Source organism: Micromonospora polyrhachis, from assembly GCF_014203835.1.
Lineage (GTDB): Bacteria > Actinomycetota > Actinomycetes > Mycobacteriales > Micromonosporaceae > Micromonospora_H > Micromonospora_H polyrhachis.
The window spans coordinates 6,598,565-6,614,708 of the sequence record NZ_JACHJW010000001.1 but is presented as its reverse complement, the minus strand read 5'-3'; the positions used below and the strand labels follow the sequence as shown (position 1 = coordinate 6,614,708).

Annotated in this window: 16 protein-coding genes; 9 read left to right on the top strand and 7 right to left on the bottom strand. The window is 70.1% G+C overall.

The window, feature by feature from the left end; translation table 11 throughout:
* Positions 1-49: 49 nt before the first annotated feature.
* The 6 genes from FHR38_RS29200 to FHR38_RS29175 are packed head-to-tail and all read left to right on the top strand — an operon-like array spanning position 50 to position 6,643.
* A complete protein-coding gene (locus tag FHR38_RS29200) occupies positions 50-1,246 on the top strand; it encodes an ABC transporter substrate-binding protein (RefSeq protein WP_221449238.1) in 1,197 nt (398 codons plus the stop codon).
* Positions 1,247-1,280: 34 nt separating this feature from the next.
* On the top strand, positions 1,281-3,101 hold the full coding sequence (locus FHR38_RS29195) for an ABC transporter permease (protein ID WP_184538236.1): 1,821 nt from the start codon (positions 1,281-1,283) through the stop codon (positions 3,099-3,101).
* Between the two features lie 2 nt (positions 3,102-3,103).
* Positions 3,104-4,261 (top strand): ABC transporter ATP-binding protein, encoded by a 1,158-nt coding sequence (locus tag FHR38_RS29190; protein ID WP_184538234.1) that lies wholly within the window; start codon positions 3,104-3,106, stop codon positions 4,259-4,261.
* The gene (locus FHR38_RS29185) at positions 4,258-5,028 is read left to right on the top strand and encodes an HAD family hydrolase (RefSeq protein WP_184538232.1); all 771 of its coding nucleotides are present in this window, start codon (positions 4,258-4,260) and stop codon (positions 5,026-5,028) included. Before FHR38_RS29190 ends, FHR38_RS29185 begins: the two co-directional genes overlap by 4 nt.
* Entirely contained in the window at positions 5,025-5,846 is an 822-nt protein-coding gene (locus FHR38_RS29180) for an inositol monophosphatase family protein (protein WP_184538230.1), read from the top strand. The genes FHR38_RS29185 and FHR38_RS29180 overlap by 4 nt, the downstream gene beginning before the upstream one ends.
* A complete protein-coding gene (locus FHR38_RS29175) occupies positions 5,843-6,643 on the top strand; it encodes an HAD family hydrolase (protein ID WP_184538228.1) in 801 nt (266 codons plus the stop codon). The genes FHR38_RS29180 and FHR38_RS29175 overlap by 4 nt, the downstream gene beginning before the upstream one ends.
* A gap of 29 nt (positions 6,644-6,672) precedes the next feature.
* On the opposite strand, the gene FHR38_RS29170 is transcribed toward FHR38_RS29175, so the two are convergent.
* From FHR38_RS29170 to FHR38_RS29140, 7 genes are all read right to left on the bottom strand, one after another.
* Complete coding sequence (locus FHR38_RS29170) at positions 6,673-8,223, bottom strand: phytoene desaturase family protein (protein WP_221449237.1); 1,551 nt, start codon at positions 8,221-8,223, stop codon at positions 6,673-6,675.
* A 29-nt stretch (positions 8,224-8,252) separates the two neighbouring features.
* On the bottom strand, positions 8,253-10,103 hold the full coding sequence (locus tag FHR38_RS29165; RefSeq protein ID WP_184538226.1) for an ABC transporter ATP-binding protein: 1,851 nt from the start codon (positions 10,101-10,103) through the stop codon (positions 8,253-8,255).
* Positions 10,100-10,864 (bottom strand): class I SAM-dependent DNA methyltransferase, encoded by a 765-nt coding sequence (locus FHR38_RS29160; RefSeq protein ID WP_184538224.1) that lies wholly within the window; start codon positions 10,862-10,864, stop codon positions 10,100-10,102. Before FHR38_RS29160 ends, FHR38_RS29165 begins: the two co-directional genes overlap by 4 nt.
* The gene (locus FHR38_RS29155) at positions 10,861-11,439 is read right to left on the bottom strand and encodes a hypothetical protein (protein ID WP_184538222.1); all 579 of its coding nucleotides are present in this window, start codon (positions 11,437-11,439) and stop codon (positions 10,861-10,863) included. The genes FHR38_RS29160 and FHR38_RS29155 overlap by 4 nt, the downstream gene beginning before the upstream one ends.
* Positions 11,436-13,289, bottom strand: coding sequence for an alpha/beta fold hydrolase (locus FHR38_RS29150; RefSeq protein ID WP_184538220.1), 1,854 nt, complete (start codon positions 13,287-13,289; stop codon positions 11,436-11,438). The genes FHR38_RS29155 and FHR38_RS29150 overlap by 4 nt, the downstream gene beginning before the upstream one ends.
* Positions 13,290-13,378: 89 nt before the next feature.
* Complete coding sequence (locus tag FHR38_RS29145) at positions 13,379-13,606, bottom strand: hypothetical protein (RefSeq protein ID WP_184538218.1); 228 nt, start codon at positions 13,604-13,606, stop codon at positions 13,379-13,381.
* Positions 13,607-13,647: 41 nt separating this feature from the next.
* Positions 13,648-13,872, bottom strand: a complete 225-nt coding sequence (locus FHR38_RS29140; protein WP_221449236.1) for a hypothetical protein — start codon at positions 13,870-13,872, stop codon at positions 13,648-13,650.
* A 157-nt stretch (positions 13,873-14,029) separates the two neighbouring features.
* On the opposite strand from FHR38_RS29140, the gene FHR38_RS29135 reads away from it, so the two are divergent.
* Genes FHR38_RS29135 through FHR38_RS29125 form a run of 3 tightly spaced genes read left to right on the top strand, consistent with a single transcriptional unit; the run spans position 14,030 to position 16,135 of the window.
* Entirely contained in the window at positions 14,030-14,470 is a 441-nt protein-coding gene (locus FHR38_RS29135) for a helix-turn-helix domain-containing protein (RefSeq protein ID WP_184538216.1), read from the top strand.
* 28 nt (positions 14,471-14,498) lie between these two features.
* Positions 14,499-14,963 carry a hypothetical protein gene (locus FHR38_RS29130; protein WP_221449235.1) on the top strand — a complete coding sequence of 155 codons (465 nt, stop codon included), beginning with the start codon at positions 14,499-14,501 and terminating at the stop codon, positions 14,961-14,963.
* Positions 14,964-14,968: 5 nt separating this feature from the next.
* Positions 14,969-16,135: an MAB_1171c family putative transporter gene (locus FHR38_RS29125; RefSeq protein WP_184538212.1), complete on the top strand. Its 1,167-nt coding sequence runs from the start codon at positions 14,969-14,971 to the stop codon at positions 16,133-16,135.
* Positions 16,136-16,144: the final 9 nt, after the last annotated feature.

Genomic DNA, 16,144 nt, shown 5'->3' with positions numbered 1-16,144 from the left:
TACCCCCACCGGGTGCCGCAGGTGCCCGACGAGCGAAGGAGCTTGCACCGTGCGCAGGCATTCAACGCGTTCGTACCAGACGGCCGGTCGACTGCCGGCGATGCTCCTCACCGGAATCGTGCTCGCCGCAGCAGTCGCCTGCGCCCCGTCGAGCAACGGTGTGGGCGCCGACAGTCCACTGCCGACCACGTCCGTGCAGGACGCGGCATCATTCGACCTCAACGCCCTCATCGAGGCGGCCAAGAAGGAAGGCAGCGTCCTCGCCTACGACTCCAGCGGCGACATCGTCGAGGTGGCCAAGGCGTTCGAGGCGAAGTACGGCATCAAGGCCGAGGGCGTGAAGTCCAAGAGCGGCGACACCGCAGAGAAGCTGACCCGCGAGAACCAGGCCGACAACGTGACCATCGACGTGACGCTGTTCGAGGACGGCCCGGTGCTCGTCGGCGAACTGCTGCCGCGCAACGTCGTCACCACCTGGATCCCACCCGACCTGGCCAAGGACATCCCCGACGCGAACCGCGATCCGCTGCTGGTGCTCTCCAAGGCCAACGTGTGGGCGTACAACACCAAGCTGTTCCCCAACGGCTGCCCGGTCAAGAGCATGTGGGAGCTGACCGAGCCGGCCTGGTCCGGCAAGGTCGTGATGCAGGACCCGCTGGGCAAACCGACCCTGATGCAGTGGCTGTCACAGACCACCAACCACGGTGCCGACAGCCTGGCGCAGGACTACCAGAAGCACGCCGGATCCGCCCTGCGGACCAGCGAGCAGAACGCGTCCTGGGAGTGGATCAAGCGGTTGGCGGCCAACAAGCCGGTGCTCACCAAGGCCGACGAGGACACCACCGCCGCCGTCGCCGCACCACAGCAGAAGGAGCCCCGGATCGGCCTGCTGTCCATCGCCAAGTTCCGCGACGTGGCCGACAAGGGTTACCAGATGGCGGTCTGTGAAGGGCTCGCACCGTGGGTCGGCTTCTCGTACGACAAGTACGGTGCCATCGCGGCCAAGTCGAAGCACCCCAACGCGGCCAAGTTGTTCATCCACTTCGTGATGACCCAGGAGGGCATCGTCCACGAGATGGGCTCCGGCGGCATCTCCGGTAACAAGGCGGTCCCGGCCAGCCCCAACAACCCGCCGGGCCTGACCAACTGGGACACCCAACTGTTCGCCGTGCAGTCGGACCAACTCCTCAAGGACTACCAACAGGCACAGACGGTCCAGGACTTCTGGCGCGTCAAGCACGGCTGACCGAGAGGTTCGGGGGGTCGGGGAGGACCACGAGATGTCTGTGATCAATCCGCCCGCCACGGGCTGGCGTGGCAAGTTGCGATACCGGGCACGAGTGCTGCTCTCCGAGCCGACCACCCTGATCGGGGTGCTGCTGATCGGCGCCTTCGCCTACCTGGTGATCGCGCCCCTGGTGGCGATCGTCTCCGACGCGGTACGGGTGCAGTACGGAGACGACCTGCGGGCCGGTGCCTCGGTGGGAAGTTCGACGAGCTACTACCTGTGGCGGGTGTTCCGCTCGCCGATCAGCTCGGACCTCTTCTGGGAGCCGTTCTGGCACACCCTGACCGTCGGCATCGGGGTGATCCTGTTCGCCGTGGCGCTGGGTGGGTCGATGGCATGGCTGGTCACCCGGACCAACGTCCCCGGACGCAAGTTTCTCGCCGGTGCGCTGGTCGTGCCGTACATGCTGCCGTCGTGGACGTTCGCGCTGGCCTGGCTGACCCTGTTCAAGAACGGCGGCTCCGGCGGCACCCCCGGCTACCTGGAAAGCTGGGGCGTCACCACACCGAACTGGCTGGCATACGGCGCAGTCCCGATGATCGTGACGTTGGGCCTGCACTACTACCCGTTCGTGCTGCTGCTCTTCGGCAACGCGCTGCGCCGGATGGACTCCCAACTGGAGGAGTCGGCCCGGGTACTGGGCGCCAGCCGGGGCCAGGCGATGCGCAGCGTGGTGCTGCCCCTGCTGCTGCCCTCGCTCTCCTCGGCAACCCTGCTCATCTTCGGCCGGGTGTTGGGGACCTTCGGCACGCCGTACATCCTCGGCCTGCCGACCGACTACTCACTGCTGTCGACCTCGCTCTACCGCAGCATCCACACCCGCTCCTCCGGTGTCGCCGCGGTCCTCGCCGCCGTCATCGTGCTGCTCGGCGTGCTGGTGGTGCTCTTCGACATGCGCCTGGTCCGGGAGCAGCGGCGGTTCGTCACCATCGGCGGCAAGGGCGGCATGGACCGCGCCACCGACCTGCGGCGCTGGCGCTGGCCGGCGTACGGGCTGGGGCTCGGGGTCTTCGTTGTCAGCGTGGTGGTACCACTGCTCACGCTGCTGATCTCCACCGTCACCCACACCCCCGGGGTGTTCCGAGCGGACAACTTCACCCTCCGGTTCTGGCTCGCCGCCGACATTCCCGAGGCGGTCGGCTTCCCACACGGGCTGCTGCGCGGTGGTGAACTGTACGAGGCGATGTGGAACAGCGTCCGAATCGTCGGCACCTCGGCGCTGCTGTGCGGCCTGCTGGGGCTGCTCGTCGGCTATGTGGTGGCCCGCTCCGGCAGCCCACGGATCTCCGGGCTGCTCCGACAGGTGTCGTTCCTGCCGTACCTGGTGCCCGGCATCGCCTTCGCCGCGGCGTACCTGACCCTGTTCGCCGTGCCACGCGGCCCGATCCCCGCCCTGTACGGCACGGTGACGCTGCTGGTGCTGGTCATGGTGGTCACCCACCTGCCGTACTCGTCGCGCTCCGGCATCGCCGCCATGATGCAGCTCGGCAAGGAGCCGGAGGAGGCGGCGCAGGTCGTCGGGGCCGGCTGGTTCCGCCGACTGTGGCGGATCGTGGTGCCGATCCAGAAGGGTTCCCTGGCGACCGGGGTCATCCTGCCGTTCATCTCCGGAATCAAGGAGTTGTCCATCGTCATCATGCTCGCGACGGCTGGTATGCCGCTGCTGACCACGCTCTCCATCCACCTCGTGGACTACGGCTACACCCAGCAGGCCAACGCGGCGGTGCTGGTCATCGCGGTGGTCTCGTTCGCCGTGACCTACCTGGCCCAGCGGGCCACCAGGAGCAGTCTCGCCAGCGGACTGGGAGGTTAGACATGCCGTCGATCGAATTGGACCGGGTCAGCAAGAGTTACCTCTCCGGACAGTACGCCGTACGCGATCTGGACATGGTCATCCCCGATGGCGCCTTCATGTGCCTGCTGGGGCCGTCCGGCTGCGGCAAGACCACCACCCTGCGCATGATCGCCGGGCTGGAGCAGCCGACGTCGGGTGACATCCGGGTCGGCGCCAAGGTGCTCGACTCGGTCGAGCAGGGCGTGTACGTGCCGCCGGAGAAGCGCGGCATGGGGCTGGTGTTCCAGAGTTACGCGCTGTGGCCGCACATGACGGTCGCCCGCAACATCGAGTTCGGGCTGCGCATGCGCAGGGTGCCGGGACCGGAGCGGGACACCCGGGTACGCTCCGCGATGGGAATGCTGCGGATCGCCGACTACGCCAAGCGCTACCCGTCGCAGCTCTCCGGCGGGCAGCAGCAGCGCGTCGCACTGGCCCGGATGCTCGCCGTGGATCCCGAGGTGCTGCTGCTCGACGAGCCGCTGTCCAATCTGGATGCCCGACTACGCCTGGAGATGCGGGCCGAACTCAAGCGCATCCACCAGCGCTCCGGGTCCACGGTGGTGCTGGTCACCCACGACCAACTGGAGGCCATGACCATGGCCACGCACGTGGCGGTGATGAACGAGGGCTTAGTCGAGCAGCTCGGGGCACCGATGGAGATTTACGACCGACCGGCCAGCGTTTTCGTCGCCGCCTTCGTCGGTAGCCCACCGATGAACCTGATCCCACTGGGCAACCAAAACGGTGCCGGGCTCGGCGCACACCTGACCGGCTACCTCGCCGACCTGGGCGGGCGGCCACCCGAGGACGGTACGGCCGGCGTCCGGCCCGAGTCGCTGCGGCTCGCGGCCGAAGCGGACGTACCCGAGGGGATGTGGCACGCGCCGGCCGAGGTGGAAACGGTGCTGCCGACCGGATCCAGCTGGACCGTGCAGTTGCGGTGCCACGGCACGGAACTGTTCGCGTTGACGTTCCGGGCCTTCGACGCGGTGCCCGGCAGCAGCACGGTGGTGTGGGCACCCCCGGCCGACCTGCACCTGTTCGGGGCGGACGGCCGACGCAGCGAAGACTGGGACCTAATCAACCAACGGCCGGGTGCCGGCGATCAAACGGTGCGTACGGGTGGGGTGCGATGAGCCTGATCTCGCCTCGGGCCCTGCTGCTCGACTTCGGCGGCGTGGTGGTCCAGACGGTGCACCGCGCCGGCTGGGCCGACGACCTCGCGGCTGAGGTGTGCGCCCTGCTCCACCGCTGTGGCTGCACGCGGCTCGACACAGCCGCGATACGCCGCGACCTCCTGGCCGGTGCCGCCGCCGACTCCGGTTGGAAGAATGCCATGTCGCGGCTGCCCACCCCAGCCGAGCTGACCCCGGCGATGTTCTGGGGTGACTTCGTGGCGGTGGACTGGCCGCCCCAGGCCCGGGCGATCGTGACCAGCCAGGCCTGGTTGCTCTGTCGACGGATGGGTGAGCTGCGCTCGCAGCGACACGCCCGCAACGGCCTGGCCGACCTGCTGGCCTGGTGCGGCGAGCAGAAGCTGCCGGTGGGCATCGTCAGTAACGCCCTCTCCGGCGTGGTCCATCGGGACTGGCTGGCTCACGCCGGGTTGGACCGGCACTTCGCCCTGCAGATCTACAGCGACGAGGTGCGCATCCGCAAACCCCACCCCGACATGATCGGAATCGGCTGCCGCAGCCTCGGGGTGTCACCCGACCAAGTGTGGTACGTCGGCGACAACTTCGACCGCGACGTGGTGTGCGGACGTCGGGCGGGCGTCGGCGCCACCATCCTGATGACCGCACGGGACACCTACGACCGGCCGTACGAGGTGGCCGACGAGCCTGACGCGGTGGTCGCGGACCCCGCAGACCTGCTGGTGCTATTGAAGGAGGCGTACGTATGACGGCCGACGAGGAACTGGCTTCCGTGGCGGAGCGCGCCGCGACCTGCGTCGCCGAGCAGTTGCGGACGGCGTTCCGGTCCCGGCCGGAGCTGGACTTCAAACGCGACCGACACGACCCCGTCACCGCACACGACCGGGCCGCCGAGGCCGCGATCCGCGAGGTCATCCTCGACGCCGTGCCGGACAGCCGCATCGTCGGTGAGGAGGGTGGCGCGGTCGGGCAGGGTCGGGTGCACTGGTACGTCGACCCGATCGACGGCACCGCGAACTTCGCCAGTGGGCTGGCCTTCTTCTGCACCTCGGTGGCGGCGGTGGTGGATGGGACGGTGGTCGCCGGAGCGATCTACGACCCGGTGCGCCGGGACCTGTTCACGGCCGGGCCGTCGGGTGCCTTCCACAACGGGACACCGCTGCGTAGCGCCGGTGCGGCCAAGGAGACCGAGGCGTTGCTGGTCAGCAGCTACCCCAATCCCCGGGAGGTACGCGCGGACGGCGACCTGGCGCTGGCCCGGCTCGGCCGGTTCATCACCGAGTTCCGGACCACCCGACGGCCGGGCAGCGCGGCGCTGTCGCTGGCGCACGTCGCGGCCGGCTGGGTCGACGTCGCGCTCGGGCTCAGCGTCAGCACCTGGGATCTGGCCGCAGGCAGCCTCCTCGTGCGTCAGGCCGGTGGTCGTTTCCTCGGCCTGCGCCCGGCCGGCAGCCCGGCCACCCCGTCCTGGCAGGGCCCCGGCTACCTGGCCACCGTCGGCACGCTCGACCCGACCGGGGGCGTCATCCTCGACGCGCTCGCGGACAGCCACGAGGTGACCTGGTGAGCTACCGGTGGATCGTCACCGACCTCGACGGCACGCTGGTCGATCGTTCGCTGCGGATGGTGCCGCGCAGCCGGGAGGCGCTGCGCCGGTTCCGCCGAACCGGCGGCCAGGTGGTCATCGCCACCGGCCGCAGCCGCGAGTCGGCCGCGCCGTACTACACCGAACTGGGCCTGACCGGCCCGGCGATCCTGCTCAACGGTGCGCAGGTGTGCGATCTGAGCACCGGCGAGGTGCTACTCGACCAACGGCTGTCGGCGCGGGCATGGGCGGGGGTCAGCCAGCTACTGGACGATCTGCCGGCGACGGCGGCCGGCGTCGCCTTCGTCGGCGACGGGGCGTACCGGGTGGTGGACTCGGCGCTGTTGGACGCGTACGCCGCCCGGGATCGGGTGTCCCTCCGGCCGGTGGCCGGCTGGCACGAGCTCCCCGCCGACCAGATCAGCAAGGCCATGGTGATCTGCGCGAACTCGGTCGTCGCGGACGATCTCGCCGGCCGGGCGGGTGCCCTCGGGGTAACCACGCTGGTGTCCGAGCCGACCTACGTCGAACTGCTGCCCCTCGGGGTGGACAAGGGCACGGCGTTGACCTGGCTGGCCGATCGCTGTCGGGTCCCGCTGGCGGAGGTCGTGGCGGTGGGCGACAACCCCAACGACATCCCGATGTTCGCGGTGGCCGGGTTCGGAGCCGCGGTGTACGGCGGGCACCCCGATACCTGCGCGGCGGCGACCATCGTGGTCGGCCGGTGCGCTGAGGGCGCGGTGGCCGACGTCATCTCGCACATCACCACCCTCGCCTGACCCGCGCTCCGGACCGTCGCACGACCCCGTCAGCAGTCGTCGGTGCCTCCCGGCCGGTCGGCCACCGCGCTCTCGGCCGACTCGGGGAACTCCACGAACCGCAGCGGGTCGGCACCGATGCCGAACCGGTGTCGCAGCGCCCGACCTGCGGCGTGCACCCCGGCCATGCCGTGCACCGCCTGACCCGGCGGCGTGGACGACGAGCAGAGGTACACCCCCGGCAGCGGGGTACGGTACGGGTCCCAGCGCGGCACCGGCCGCATCACCTGCTGCCAGAGCGTCGTGGCACCGCTGGAGATGTCCCCGCCGACATAGTTGGCGTTGTGCGTCGACGCCTCAGCGGCGGTGATCACATTGGTGGCCAGGATCAGGTCCCGGAAGCCGGGGGCGAACCGCTCCACCTGGGCGATCACCTGGTCACTGACGTCCCGGGGGGACCCGTTCGGCACGTGCGCGTACGTCCACAGCACCTGCCGCCCGGCCGGTGCCCGGGTGTCGTCGACGATGCCCGGCTGGGCCGCCAGCACGTACGGCCGGGCCGCATGCCGGCCGGCGGCCACCGCCTGCTCAGCCGCCACCGCCTCCTCCCGACTGCCGACCAGGTGCAGGGTGCCGGCCCGATCCACGTCGGGTGCGGCCCACGGCACCGGACCGGAGAGCGCGAAGTCGACCTTGCACACGGCACCGCCATACCGGAAGGAACGCAGTTGGCGCGCGTAGCCGGCGGGTAGCGCGTCACCGGCGATACGCAACAGTCCCGCCGGTGTGACGTCGAGCAGGACGGCGCGGGCCGGCGGGAGCTGCGCCAGGGTGTCGATCCGGGTGCCGGTGACGATCCGCCCGCCCAGGCGGGTCAGCTCGGCGGCCATCGCCCGGGTGATGGCCGCACTGCCGCCCCGGGGTAGCGGCCACCCGACGGCGTGCCCGAGCGCGGCCAGCAGCAGCCCCGCACCGGCCGGGGCCAGTGCTCGGGGCGGTGCGATCGCGTGGGTGGCAACGCCGGTGAGCAACGCGGGTGCCACCTCGCCCCGGAACCGGGCCGACCACAGCGGCGAGCCCTGCTCCAGGATCCGCAGGCCCAGCCGCAGCGCGATGCCCGGGTGGCGGGGGACACTGCGGAAGTCGGACATGATGGTGGCGACGAGTGCCCGCCAGTGCGTGGCCAGCGGGCCGAGCAGCGACCGCCACGCCGGCCCGTCGACCCCGAGCCCCTCGACCGTGCGGTCGAGATCCCGCCAGGCCAGACCGGCCCGTCCCCCGTCCAGGGGGTGGGCGTAGGCGATCTCCGGCTGGAGCAGCTCGACACCGTGTGCGGCCAGGTCGAACGCCCGGAAGAACGGGGACGCCAGGGCCATCGGATGCACCGCCGAGCACACGTCGTGCCAGAAGCCCGGGAGGGTGAGCTGCTCGGTACGGGTGCCGCCGCCGATCGTGTCGGCCGCTTCGTACACCTCGACGCTGAGACCGGCTCCGGCGAGGACGAGCGCCGCGGCCAGGCCGTTGGGTCCGGCCCCGACCACGACCGCGTCGACCCGGGCCCGGACGCCGACATCGGCTCCGGCGGCCATCGTGTCGCTCACCGCACCACCTTCCCCCGAATCCCGGATGGTCACACCAGGGCCTGTTCCTTCGCCAGTTCGGCATAGAGCGGGTCGGTACGCACGAGCGTGCTGTGCCGTCCGATCGACCGTGCCGCTCCATCCTGCATCACCACGATCTGCGTGGCCTCCAGCACCGTCGACAACCGGTGGGCCACCACGACCACGGTGGTGTGGTGCGCGATTTCCTGGATCACGTCCCGCAGCGCCGCCTCGTTGGCCGCGTCGAGTTGTGACGTCGCCTCGTCGAGCAGCAGCAGGCGTGGTTTGCGGAGCAGGGCTCGGGCGATGGCGATCCGCTGCCGCTCACCGCCGGAGAGCGACACCCCCCGATGTTTGATCTCGGCATCCAGATCGCCGCCCAACCGGTCGAGCAGGGGCAGGAGCCGGGTGGTGCGCAGCACGTCCCGGATCTCGGCCTCGCTGGCCCCGGGGGTCGCGTACGCCACGTTCTCGCGCAGGGTGCCGGCCAGCACCGCGACGTCCTGTTCGACGTAGCCGATGCTCGCCCGCAGCTCGTTGAGATCCCAGTTGCGCAGGTCACGACCGTCCAGCCGGAGATGTCCCCGCTGCGGGTCGTAGAAGCGTTCCAGCAGGCTGAGCACGGTCGTCTTGCCGGAGCCGGAAGGCCCGACGAGGGCGGTCAACCCGCCGGCGGGCACCGTCAGGGTGAAGTCGGCCACGGCTGGTTCGGCCCGACCGGGATAGGTGAACCAGATCCGGTCGAAGATCACCGAGGCGGGGCCCAGGCCGTGGGTCGACCGCCGGACGGCCACCGGTGCCGTCGGGGTTGCGGGCAGGTCCAACGGCTCCGCCGGTAGGGCGTTCACCTCGGCGATCCGGGACAACGCCGCGCGTCCGGCCTGCAGGTAGGTACTCGCGCTGACCAGTTGGATCAACGGGTGGGTCAGATAGGCCACGTAGAGCAGGAAGCCGACGAGTGCCGAGACGGTCATCGCACCGCTGGCCACCCGGGCACCGCCCACGCCGAGCACCACCAGGAAGGCCACCTGGATGGCCAGCCCGGCGGTGGTGCCGGCCACCGAGCCCCAGCGGGCCAGGGAGATCCCCTGGTGGTACGCGGTACGTGAGGCCACATCCACCCGTTCCATCTCGGCCACTTCCGTACCGGACGCCTTGACGGTGGTGAAGGCACCCAACACCCGCTCCAGGGCCGCCCCCATCTCGCCCACCGACTCCTGCGCGCGCAACGCGGCGGTACGGATCCTCGGCATGATCATGGATAGCAGGACGACCAGGACCAGCACGACCACGACCGTGACACCGAGCAGCACCAGGTCGACGATCGCCATCAGGACCACCGCGCCGACCAGCATCAACCCGCCGGTCAGCACGTCGATCAGGGACTGACTGGCGATCTGCCGTAACAGCATGGTGTCCGTGGTCACCCGGGCGAGCAGGTCCCCCGGTGCCTGGCTACGCATGCTTCCGACGGACAGGCGGAAGAGATGCCGGACGAGCCCCCGGCGCCCGTCCAGCACGACCGCTTCGGCGGTACGCAACATGAGGTAGTTGCCGATGCCGAGCATGACGGCGGCCGTCACCACGAGCAGCGTCAGGGCGGTCAGCGTGGGACCGATCGGACTGTTCTCGGTGAGCCGGTCGATGAGCGCCTTCGCGGCGAGCGGTTGCAGCAGCCCGAGGCCGCTCGACGCGAGCAGCAGGACCGCCGCCGCGCCGAAGGTAACCCGGTGCGGCCGGACATAGCCCAGCAGCATCCGGAGCCAGTGCGACGGACGCTCGGCCGGGGACTGCTGGTCATCGCCCGCTGTCGGGTCGAAGCCGGGTAGGCCGGCCGCTGGTGAGCCGGCCTCGGGCACGGCGGCGGTCCCGGTGGTCATGCCGGGCCGTCCCGGTAGACGGAGACGAACATGGGCTCCAGGCCGGTGAACTCCGTACCGAGCCAGTCGCCGTACCGGCCCGCCGGACGCAGGCCGGCCTTCTCGGCGTACGCGTCGACCTCCTCCGCAGTGGTCAGCCGGGTCAGCTCCGTCGCGATCCGGGACCGACCGTTGTCGATCCAGATGTGCGCCAGGTGCCACAACCGGTTTTCGATGTCGACGGTCGAGTAGGACAACAGCCCGGTGTCCGGCGCCGGGTAGGGCACGAAGAACGAGTCCCGTACCCGTCCCTGGTTGAGCGCCTCCGCGAAGGCCGGGTTGTGGGTTTCGACGACCACGACACCACCGGGGGCGAGGTGTGCCGCCGCCACGTCGAGGACCTGCTGCTGCTCGGCCGGGTCCAGCAGCATCGACAGGGTGCCGCAGACGCAGTAGACCAGCCCGTAGCGGCGCCCGTCGGTGTAGTCGCGGATGTCGCCGTGCACGCCGGTGACCGGGCGGGGCTGCTCGGCCAGGTTGGTGGCGAGTACGGCGAGCATCTCCGGCGAGGAGTCGACGCCGACGATCTCCCCGACCCGCTCGGCCAGGGGCAACGCGACCCGCCCGGTGCCGACGCCGAGTTCCAGGGTCGGCAGCCCGTTACCCGGATGCAGCTCGGCGAGCCGGGCGGCGGTCGGCTCGGCGAGCGGGCCACCGGGCACGAGCCGGTCGTAGAAGTCGGCGAACTGCCGTCCGTAGCCGCTGTCCGCGATCTCGCTCATGCGGGCTGCCCTTCCTTCATCGGGACGAACGGGGAGACGAGCAGGTAGTCGGGATCGTGCGACTCGTCGTACCCGGCGCTGCGGGCGATGACGAACTGGAACCCCTTCGGCAGCCGGTCCCCGGCGTACTCCCGGCGCACGGTCAGTTCGACGAAGTCGCGCAGCACCTCGAACGCGGTGGTCTTGGTCAGTTCGATGTGCGGCTGGCCCAGGTGGACGATCAGGTCGGCACAGATGTCGAAGACCGCCTTGTCCTGTCGGCGCTCCGGGAACCAGACCACCTGCCGCCAGTGCCGCTTCGGGATCTCGGTCGTCTCGGCCCACGGGGTCTGTTCCCCGTCGGCGGTGAGCACCCGGTGCAGGACGTGGAAGTCGTGCTGGGCCGGTTCCGGTGCGAAGAAGCGCCAGTTGCCGATGAGCAGGCCGGTGATGTCGTAGCGACGGAACCGGTCGAACAGGGGCTGCGGGTGCTGGCTCAGTACGGTCACCCCGAACCAGGTGACCAGGCCGGCGGTGACCAGCGTGGCCAGTGGTCCCCGCTCGACGGCCCCGGGACGCGACGGTGTCTTCCTCATCGCGCGCCTCCCTTCGACGTGTCCCGGATGTCGTCGATGAAGGCGGTCAGGATCTTGACCACCTCGGCCGCGCGGTCCGGATGGGTGATGACCTCGTGGTGGTCGGCTTCGGAGATCAGGTGCTGTTCGGCCCGGGGAGCGGCGGCGGCGAACTCGTCGTGCAGTTCCTGTTGGACGGAGTCGTCCCGGATGGTCTGGCCGGCGGTGATCACCACGAGCGGCGCGGTGATTCGGGGCAGTTGCCCGTCGAAAGCCTCGAAGTTCGCCTTGGCGACCCGCCACTCGCGCCGGGCCGTCGTCCACAGACCGGCATCGCGGTACTGGGCCTCGGCTAGGGGGCGGACGTGCTCGGGCAGTTGGGTCAGCCAGGCGGGACGCTGCAACATCGGGCCGAGACCGAGTCGCAGCGAGGCCGGCATGAGCGCCAGGGCACTGGTGAGCGCGCGTCCGCCCTCCGCCTGCCGCAGTGACCGCTGCAGTTCCGCCGGGTGGCTGGAGTCGACCAGCGCGACCCCGCGTACCTGTTCCCCCAGTCGCTCGGCGGCCAGCAGGGCCAGGTATCCGCCGAGGGAGTGGCCCACCAGTACGACCGGCCGGTCGCCGGCGACCTGCCCGACCAGGTCGACGAGGTCGTCGACCTGGGTCTCGAACCGTTCCGCCCCCGAGGCCTCGTAGCGGCTGATCCCGTAGCCGGCCCGTTGGTAGGTAAGGGTGGTGAAGTGCTCCCCCAGTGGTGCGGAGACCCACTCCCAGTGCTCCGCGGTGGAGGCCAGACCACTCTCCAGCACGACCACCGGGCCCGCACCGTCGGGGTCGCCGACGAACCGGTACGCGAGGACGTTGCCGGAGGAGACGGTGACCGTGCGTTCGTCGCCCCGGCCCGCCTCGACGATCCGTCGTTGCCGGTTACGGATCACCTGGCCGACGGTGAACAGGGCCAGTCCGGCGGCGGCGACGGCGGCCGGCATGGTGTCGTCGCGTCGGCTCACCGTCCCGTCGGCGTCGGTACGCTCCTTCGGGCCGGTCGTGTAGGCCACCGCCGGATAGGTGGAGGTGAACGCCCAGAAGAACCGCCCCAATCCCATGACCCGGGCGTTGACCAGGTGGAACGCGCCGGCCGCGCCGAGTAGGTAGGGCGTGATCCGGCCCCGACCGAGGAAGACCAGCGGGAAGGCGCACTCCATCGCGAGCACCCCGTGGGCGGTGAGCCGGTTCAACCGGGGATAGCGCTTCATGATTCCCCACACCTGCGGGTCGCCGTAGGTGAGGGTCCGGGTGATGCCCGGCAGTGCGCGACCGCTACGCCAGGTCTCGCTGGGCAGCTTGGCCCACCCGGAGACCGTGTAGGAGAGCACCGACTGCAGGGAGATGAACCACAGGGCGGCATCCACGATGGCGGAGCGGCGCTGTCCGGCCCGGGCAATGGTGGTGAGCGCCTGTACCAGGAAGGAGACCTGGTCGGCGCCGTCGCTTCCGTACAGGTGCTGGGCATGCAGGGCGGCCTGGCTGCCGGTCAGGAGGGTGTTGGCGACGACCCGCTGCCGCCGGGACAGCGGCAGCCAGGTGGCGACGGCGGCGACGGCCCGGCTGACGTGCAACACCCGTACGACCCGGTCGTCGGCCACGACATCGAGGGCTCGGGCGATCCGCGGGGATCGGGCGTGGAAGTTGCGCCGGTTGACGTCCCAGTTGTTGGCGCCGCCCCACCGTCGGTCCTGGCCCCGGGTCAGGTATTCCAGGCTGGCGAGGAGGTGGGTCACCGAGCTGAGCCGTTCGGTCCAGGTCAGCACGGTGGAGCGGGTCAACGACGACAGCAGCCCGGGACGGCGACGGGGGGCTCGCTTTCTCATGGCAAGTTCAGTGCTTCCTGCTGGTGGTGGCGGTACGGGGTGAGCCGGTGTGCCGCGGGGGACGACACACCGGCTCGGTCCTCGGGCGGCTACTTCGGCTGAGGCCGGGTGCCGCCGAGGTTGCGACCGACGGCGTAGCCGGCGCCGAACAGGCCGGCGACCGCGCCGACCAGGCCGACGCCGGCGGCGACGGTCACGATGGTGCCCGGGGTCGCCGTCACCGGCATCCCACCCACCTGGTGCCGGGTGTCGGCGTCGTGGATCGAGATCGCGGCGAGCGCGGGATCGGCGTTCACCTTCTCGACGAGGACAGACATTCCATCACCTGCCTAAACTGTGGACATCGTCTGGACGTCGGTCACTTCGGTTGCGGATACTTGCCCTCCGCCATGTTGCGGGCGATGCCGACCATGTAGCCGGCGTGGAAGGCGACGGCTCCCACGGCGACGCCGAGGGCGACGGCGGAGGCGGGGGTGGCCGCCACCGGCATGATGGTCACCTGGCCGTGACCGCCATCCGTCTCCGTCAACTCGCCGAACATCTCCTGGGAGATCCCGTTTGTGTGCGTGACCAATGTGCTCATTGCTGTTTCACCTCCCCCAAAGCCTCTTAGCTGAGATGGCAAACCGCTAGCTCGCGATTCATCTCAGCTAAAAACTGTCTCGCTAGAATGTCGGAGGCCGTCCGCCCCGTCAACACCGACAGGGGGATCTATCCGTTCCGGAAGGAGGAGTGGCTGAATGGGCCAGAGCGAGGCCCGGTCGACCCTTGCCGAGAAGATCAACCGGCTCTTCGAAATCATTCGACGCCCGGATCGCGAGCAGTACCGCAACGAGGAGGTCGCCAGCGCCTGCCGGGAGGCGACCGGGGAGAGCTTCTCCGCCACCTACCTCTGGCAGCTGCGCAACGGTCGCCGGGACAACCCCACCAAGCGACACCTGGAGGCACTCGCCCAGTTCTTCCAGGTACCACCGGCCTACTTCTTCGACGACGAGCAGAGCGCCCGAATCGCCGGTGAACTGGAACTACTCGGCGCCCTGCGGGACAACGCCGTACGGCAGATCGCCCTGCGGGCGGTCACCCTCTCCCCCGAGGGGCTCGACACGATCAGCGACATGATCGAGGCGATCAGCCGACGCGAGGCGCGACGAAGCGCGGCGGCGGGGCGCGATGACGGTTGACCGCACCATGTGGCGCAGGTGCGAACGGATGGTCGAGGCCCTGTCGATTCCGGTGCCCTTCGAGCCCACCGGGTTCGTCGCCGCGCTGGCCCGGCAACGCGGTCGTCCCGTCGAACTGGTACCGATGTCCGGTCGAGCCACACACTGTGGCGCCCTGGTCGCCACCGACCAGGCCGACTACATCTTCTACTCGGCCAGCACCACCCGGTTGCACCAGGACCACATCCTGCTGCACGAGGTGTGCCATCTCCTCTGTGGACACATCGGCGACACCGCTCTCGACGCCCTGCCCCGTCTCCTGCTGCCCAACCTCTCCAGTGACCTCGTCCGGCGGGTCCTCGGGCGGTCCGACTACACGGCCGCGCAGGAGCAGGAGGCCGAACTCGTCGCCTCGATGATCGCCCAGCGGGCCCGGCGACGCGCCGGCTCCACCGCCTCCCCGGATGTCGCCGACGGTCTGGCACGATTGGGTTCAGTCTTCGACACCCCCTGAGCGGAATGAACTGGCTCAACTACTGCGCATGCGCCCTCGCGGTCGGGGTAAGCGGTTACAAGCTGCTGCGCGTACGACGTGACCGCCGGGCCTCCGGCCTGCGCTACCTGTCGGCGTTCTTCCTGTGTCTGGGGCTGGGGTTGGCCACCATGGCGCAGCCGACCCTGATCCTGGCCAGTCACTTCGAACCCGTGCCCAACCTCACCCGACTGCTCGGCAACGGGCTGGAGATGGTCGCCGCCTACTTCCTCGGCGCGCTCGGGCAGAGCATCGCCCGTCCGCAGCACACCCGACGATGGCTGCGCCGACACGGATTCGTCCTCGCCGGGGCCATCACCCTGATGGCCGTACTGCTACTGCTGGCGGACACCCGGCACACGCTCAACTTCGTCAACGTCTACTCCCGCGATCCGCTGGTGGTCGGCTACCTCGCGGTCTTCTTCCTCTACATCTCCGTCAGCCTGGTCACCTTCATCCACAGCGTCGGCGGCTACGTACGCCACATCGAGGCCACCACGCTGCGGGCCGGACTACGGTTCGTGGTCGCCGGGGCGGCCCTGGGGATCGTCTGGGCCGGCTGGTCCGGGGTACGGCCGGTGATCACTCTGATCACCGGTTGGTCGCTGGCCACCGCCCTGCCGGTGGGCTCGTCGATCGGGGCGATCTGCGTGGCCCTCTGGCTGATCGGGGCAACCCTCACCGCCTGGGGCAACCGGCTCGCCGCACCCCTGCGCTGGTGTCGCGCGGCACTGCGCTACCGGCAGATCCATCCCCTCTGGCGCACGCTGCACGAGGCGGTGCCCCAGGTCACCCTCGCCACCACCCCCCGACTGCTGACCGGACCGGAGTTCGCGCTCTACCGCCGGGTCATCGAGATCCGTGACGCACAACTGGCCCTGCGCTCGTACGCCCATCCGGACGTGTCCCGCTGGGTCGGCCCGGGTGCGGACCCGGCCACCCTGGAGGCTGCGGTGATCGCCGCCGCCCTGGTCGGGCACGCAGCCGGGCGCACCTACGGTGCCGACCACCCGTTCCAGGACGTCGACCCGTCACTGGCCTCGGAAAGCGCCTGGCTGGCCCAGGTCACGCGACGGTTCACCCGCTCCACGGAGGTCGAGCGGGTACGCCAACAGGCCGCCACCCACGCCCGCACCCCGGCCAACCAGTCCTGATAGGACAGA

Bases quoted from the DNA above. Each gene is read 5' to 3' on its own strand.
- FHR38_RS29195 (WP_184538236.1), top strand. From the start codon at position 1,281: ATGTCTGTGATCAATCCGCCCGCCACGGGCTGGCGTGGCAAGTTGCGA.
- FHR38_RS29190 (WP_184538234.1), top strand. From the start codon at position 3,104: ATGCCGTCGATCGAATTGGACCGGGTCAGCAAGAGTTACCTCTCCGGA.
- FHR38_RS29185 (WP_184538232.1), top strand. From the start codon at position 4,258: ATGAGCCTGATCTCGCCTCGGGCCCTGCTGCTCGACTTCGGCGGCGTG.
- FHR38_RS29180 (WP_184538230.1), top strand. From the start codon at position 5,025: ATGACGGCCGACGAGGAACTGGCTTCCGTGGCGGAGCGCGCCGCGACC.
- FHR38_RS29165 (WP_184538226.1), bottom strand. From the start codon at position 10,103: ATGACCACCGGGACCGCCGCCGTGCCCGAGGCCGGCTCACCAGCGGCC.
- FHR38_RS29160 (WP_184538224.1), bottom strand. From the start codon at position 10,864: ATGAGCGAGATCGCGGACAGCGGCTACGGACGGCAGTTCGCCGACTTC.
- FHR38_RS29155 (WP_184538222.1), bottom strand. From the start codon at position 11,439: ATGAGGAAGACACCGTCGCGTCCCGGGGCCGTCGAGCGGGGACCACTG.
- FHR38_RS29150 (WP_184538220.1), bottom strand. From the start codon at position 13,289: ATGAGAAAGCGAGCCCCCCGTCGCCGTCCCGGGCTGCTGTCGTCGTTG.
- FHR38_RS29145 (WP_184538218.1), bottom strand. From the start codon at position 13,606: ATGTCTGTCCTCGTCGAGAAGGTGAACGCCGATCCCGCGCTCGCCGCG.
- FHR38_RS29140 (WP_221449236.1), bottom strand. From the start codon at position 13,872: ATGAGCACATTGGTCACGCACACAAACGGGATCTCCCAGGAGATGTTC.
- FHR38_RS29135 (WP_184538216.1), top strand. From the start codon at position 14,030: ATGGGCCAGAGCGAGGCCCGGTCGACCCTTGCCGAGAAGATCAACCGG.
- FHR38_RS29130 (WP_221449235.1), top strand. From the start codon at position 14,499: ATGGTCGAGGCCCTGTCGATTCCGGTGCCCTTCGAGCCCACCGGGTTC.
- FHR38_RS29125 (WP_184538212.1), top strand. From the start codon at position 14,969: ATGAACTGGCTCAACTACTGCGCATGCGCCCTCGCGGTCGGGGTAAGC.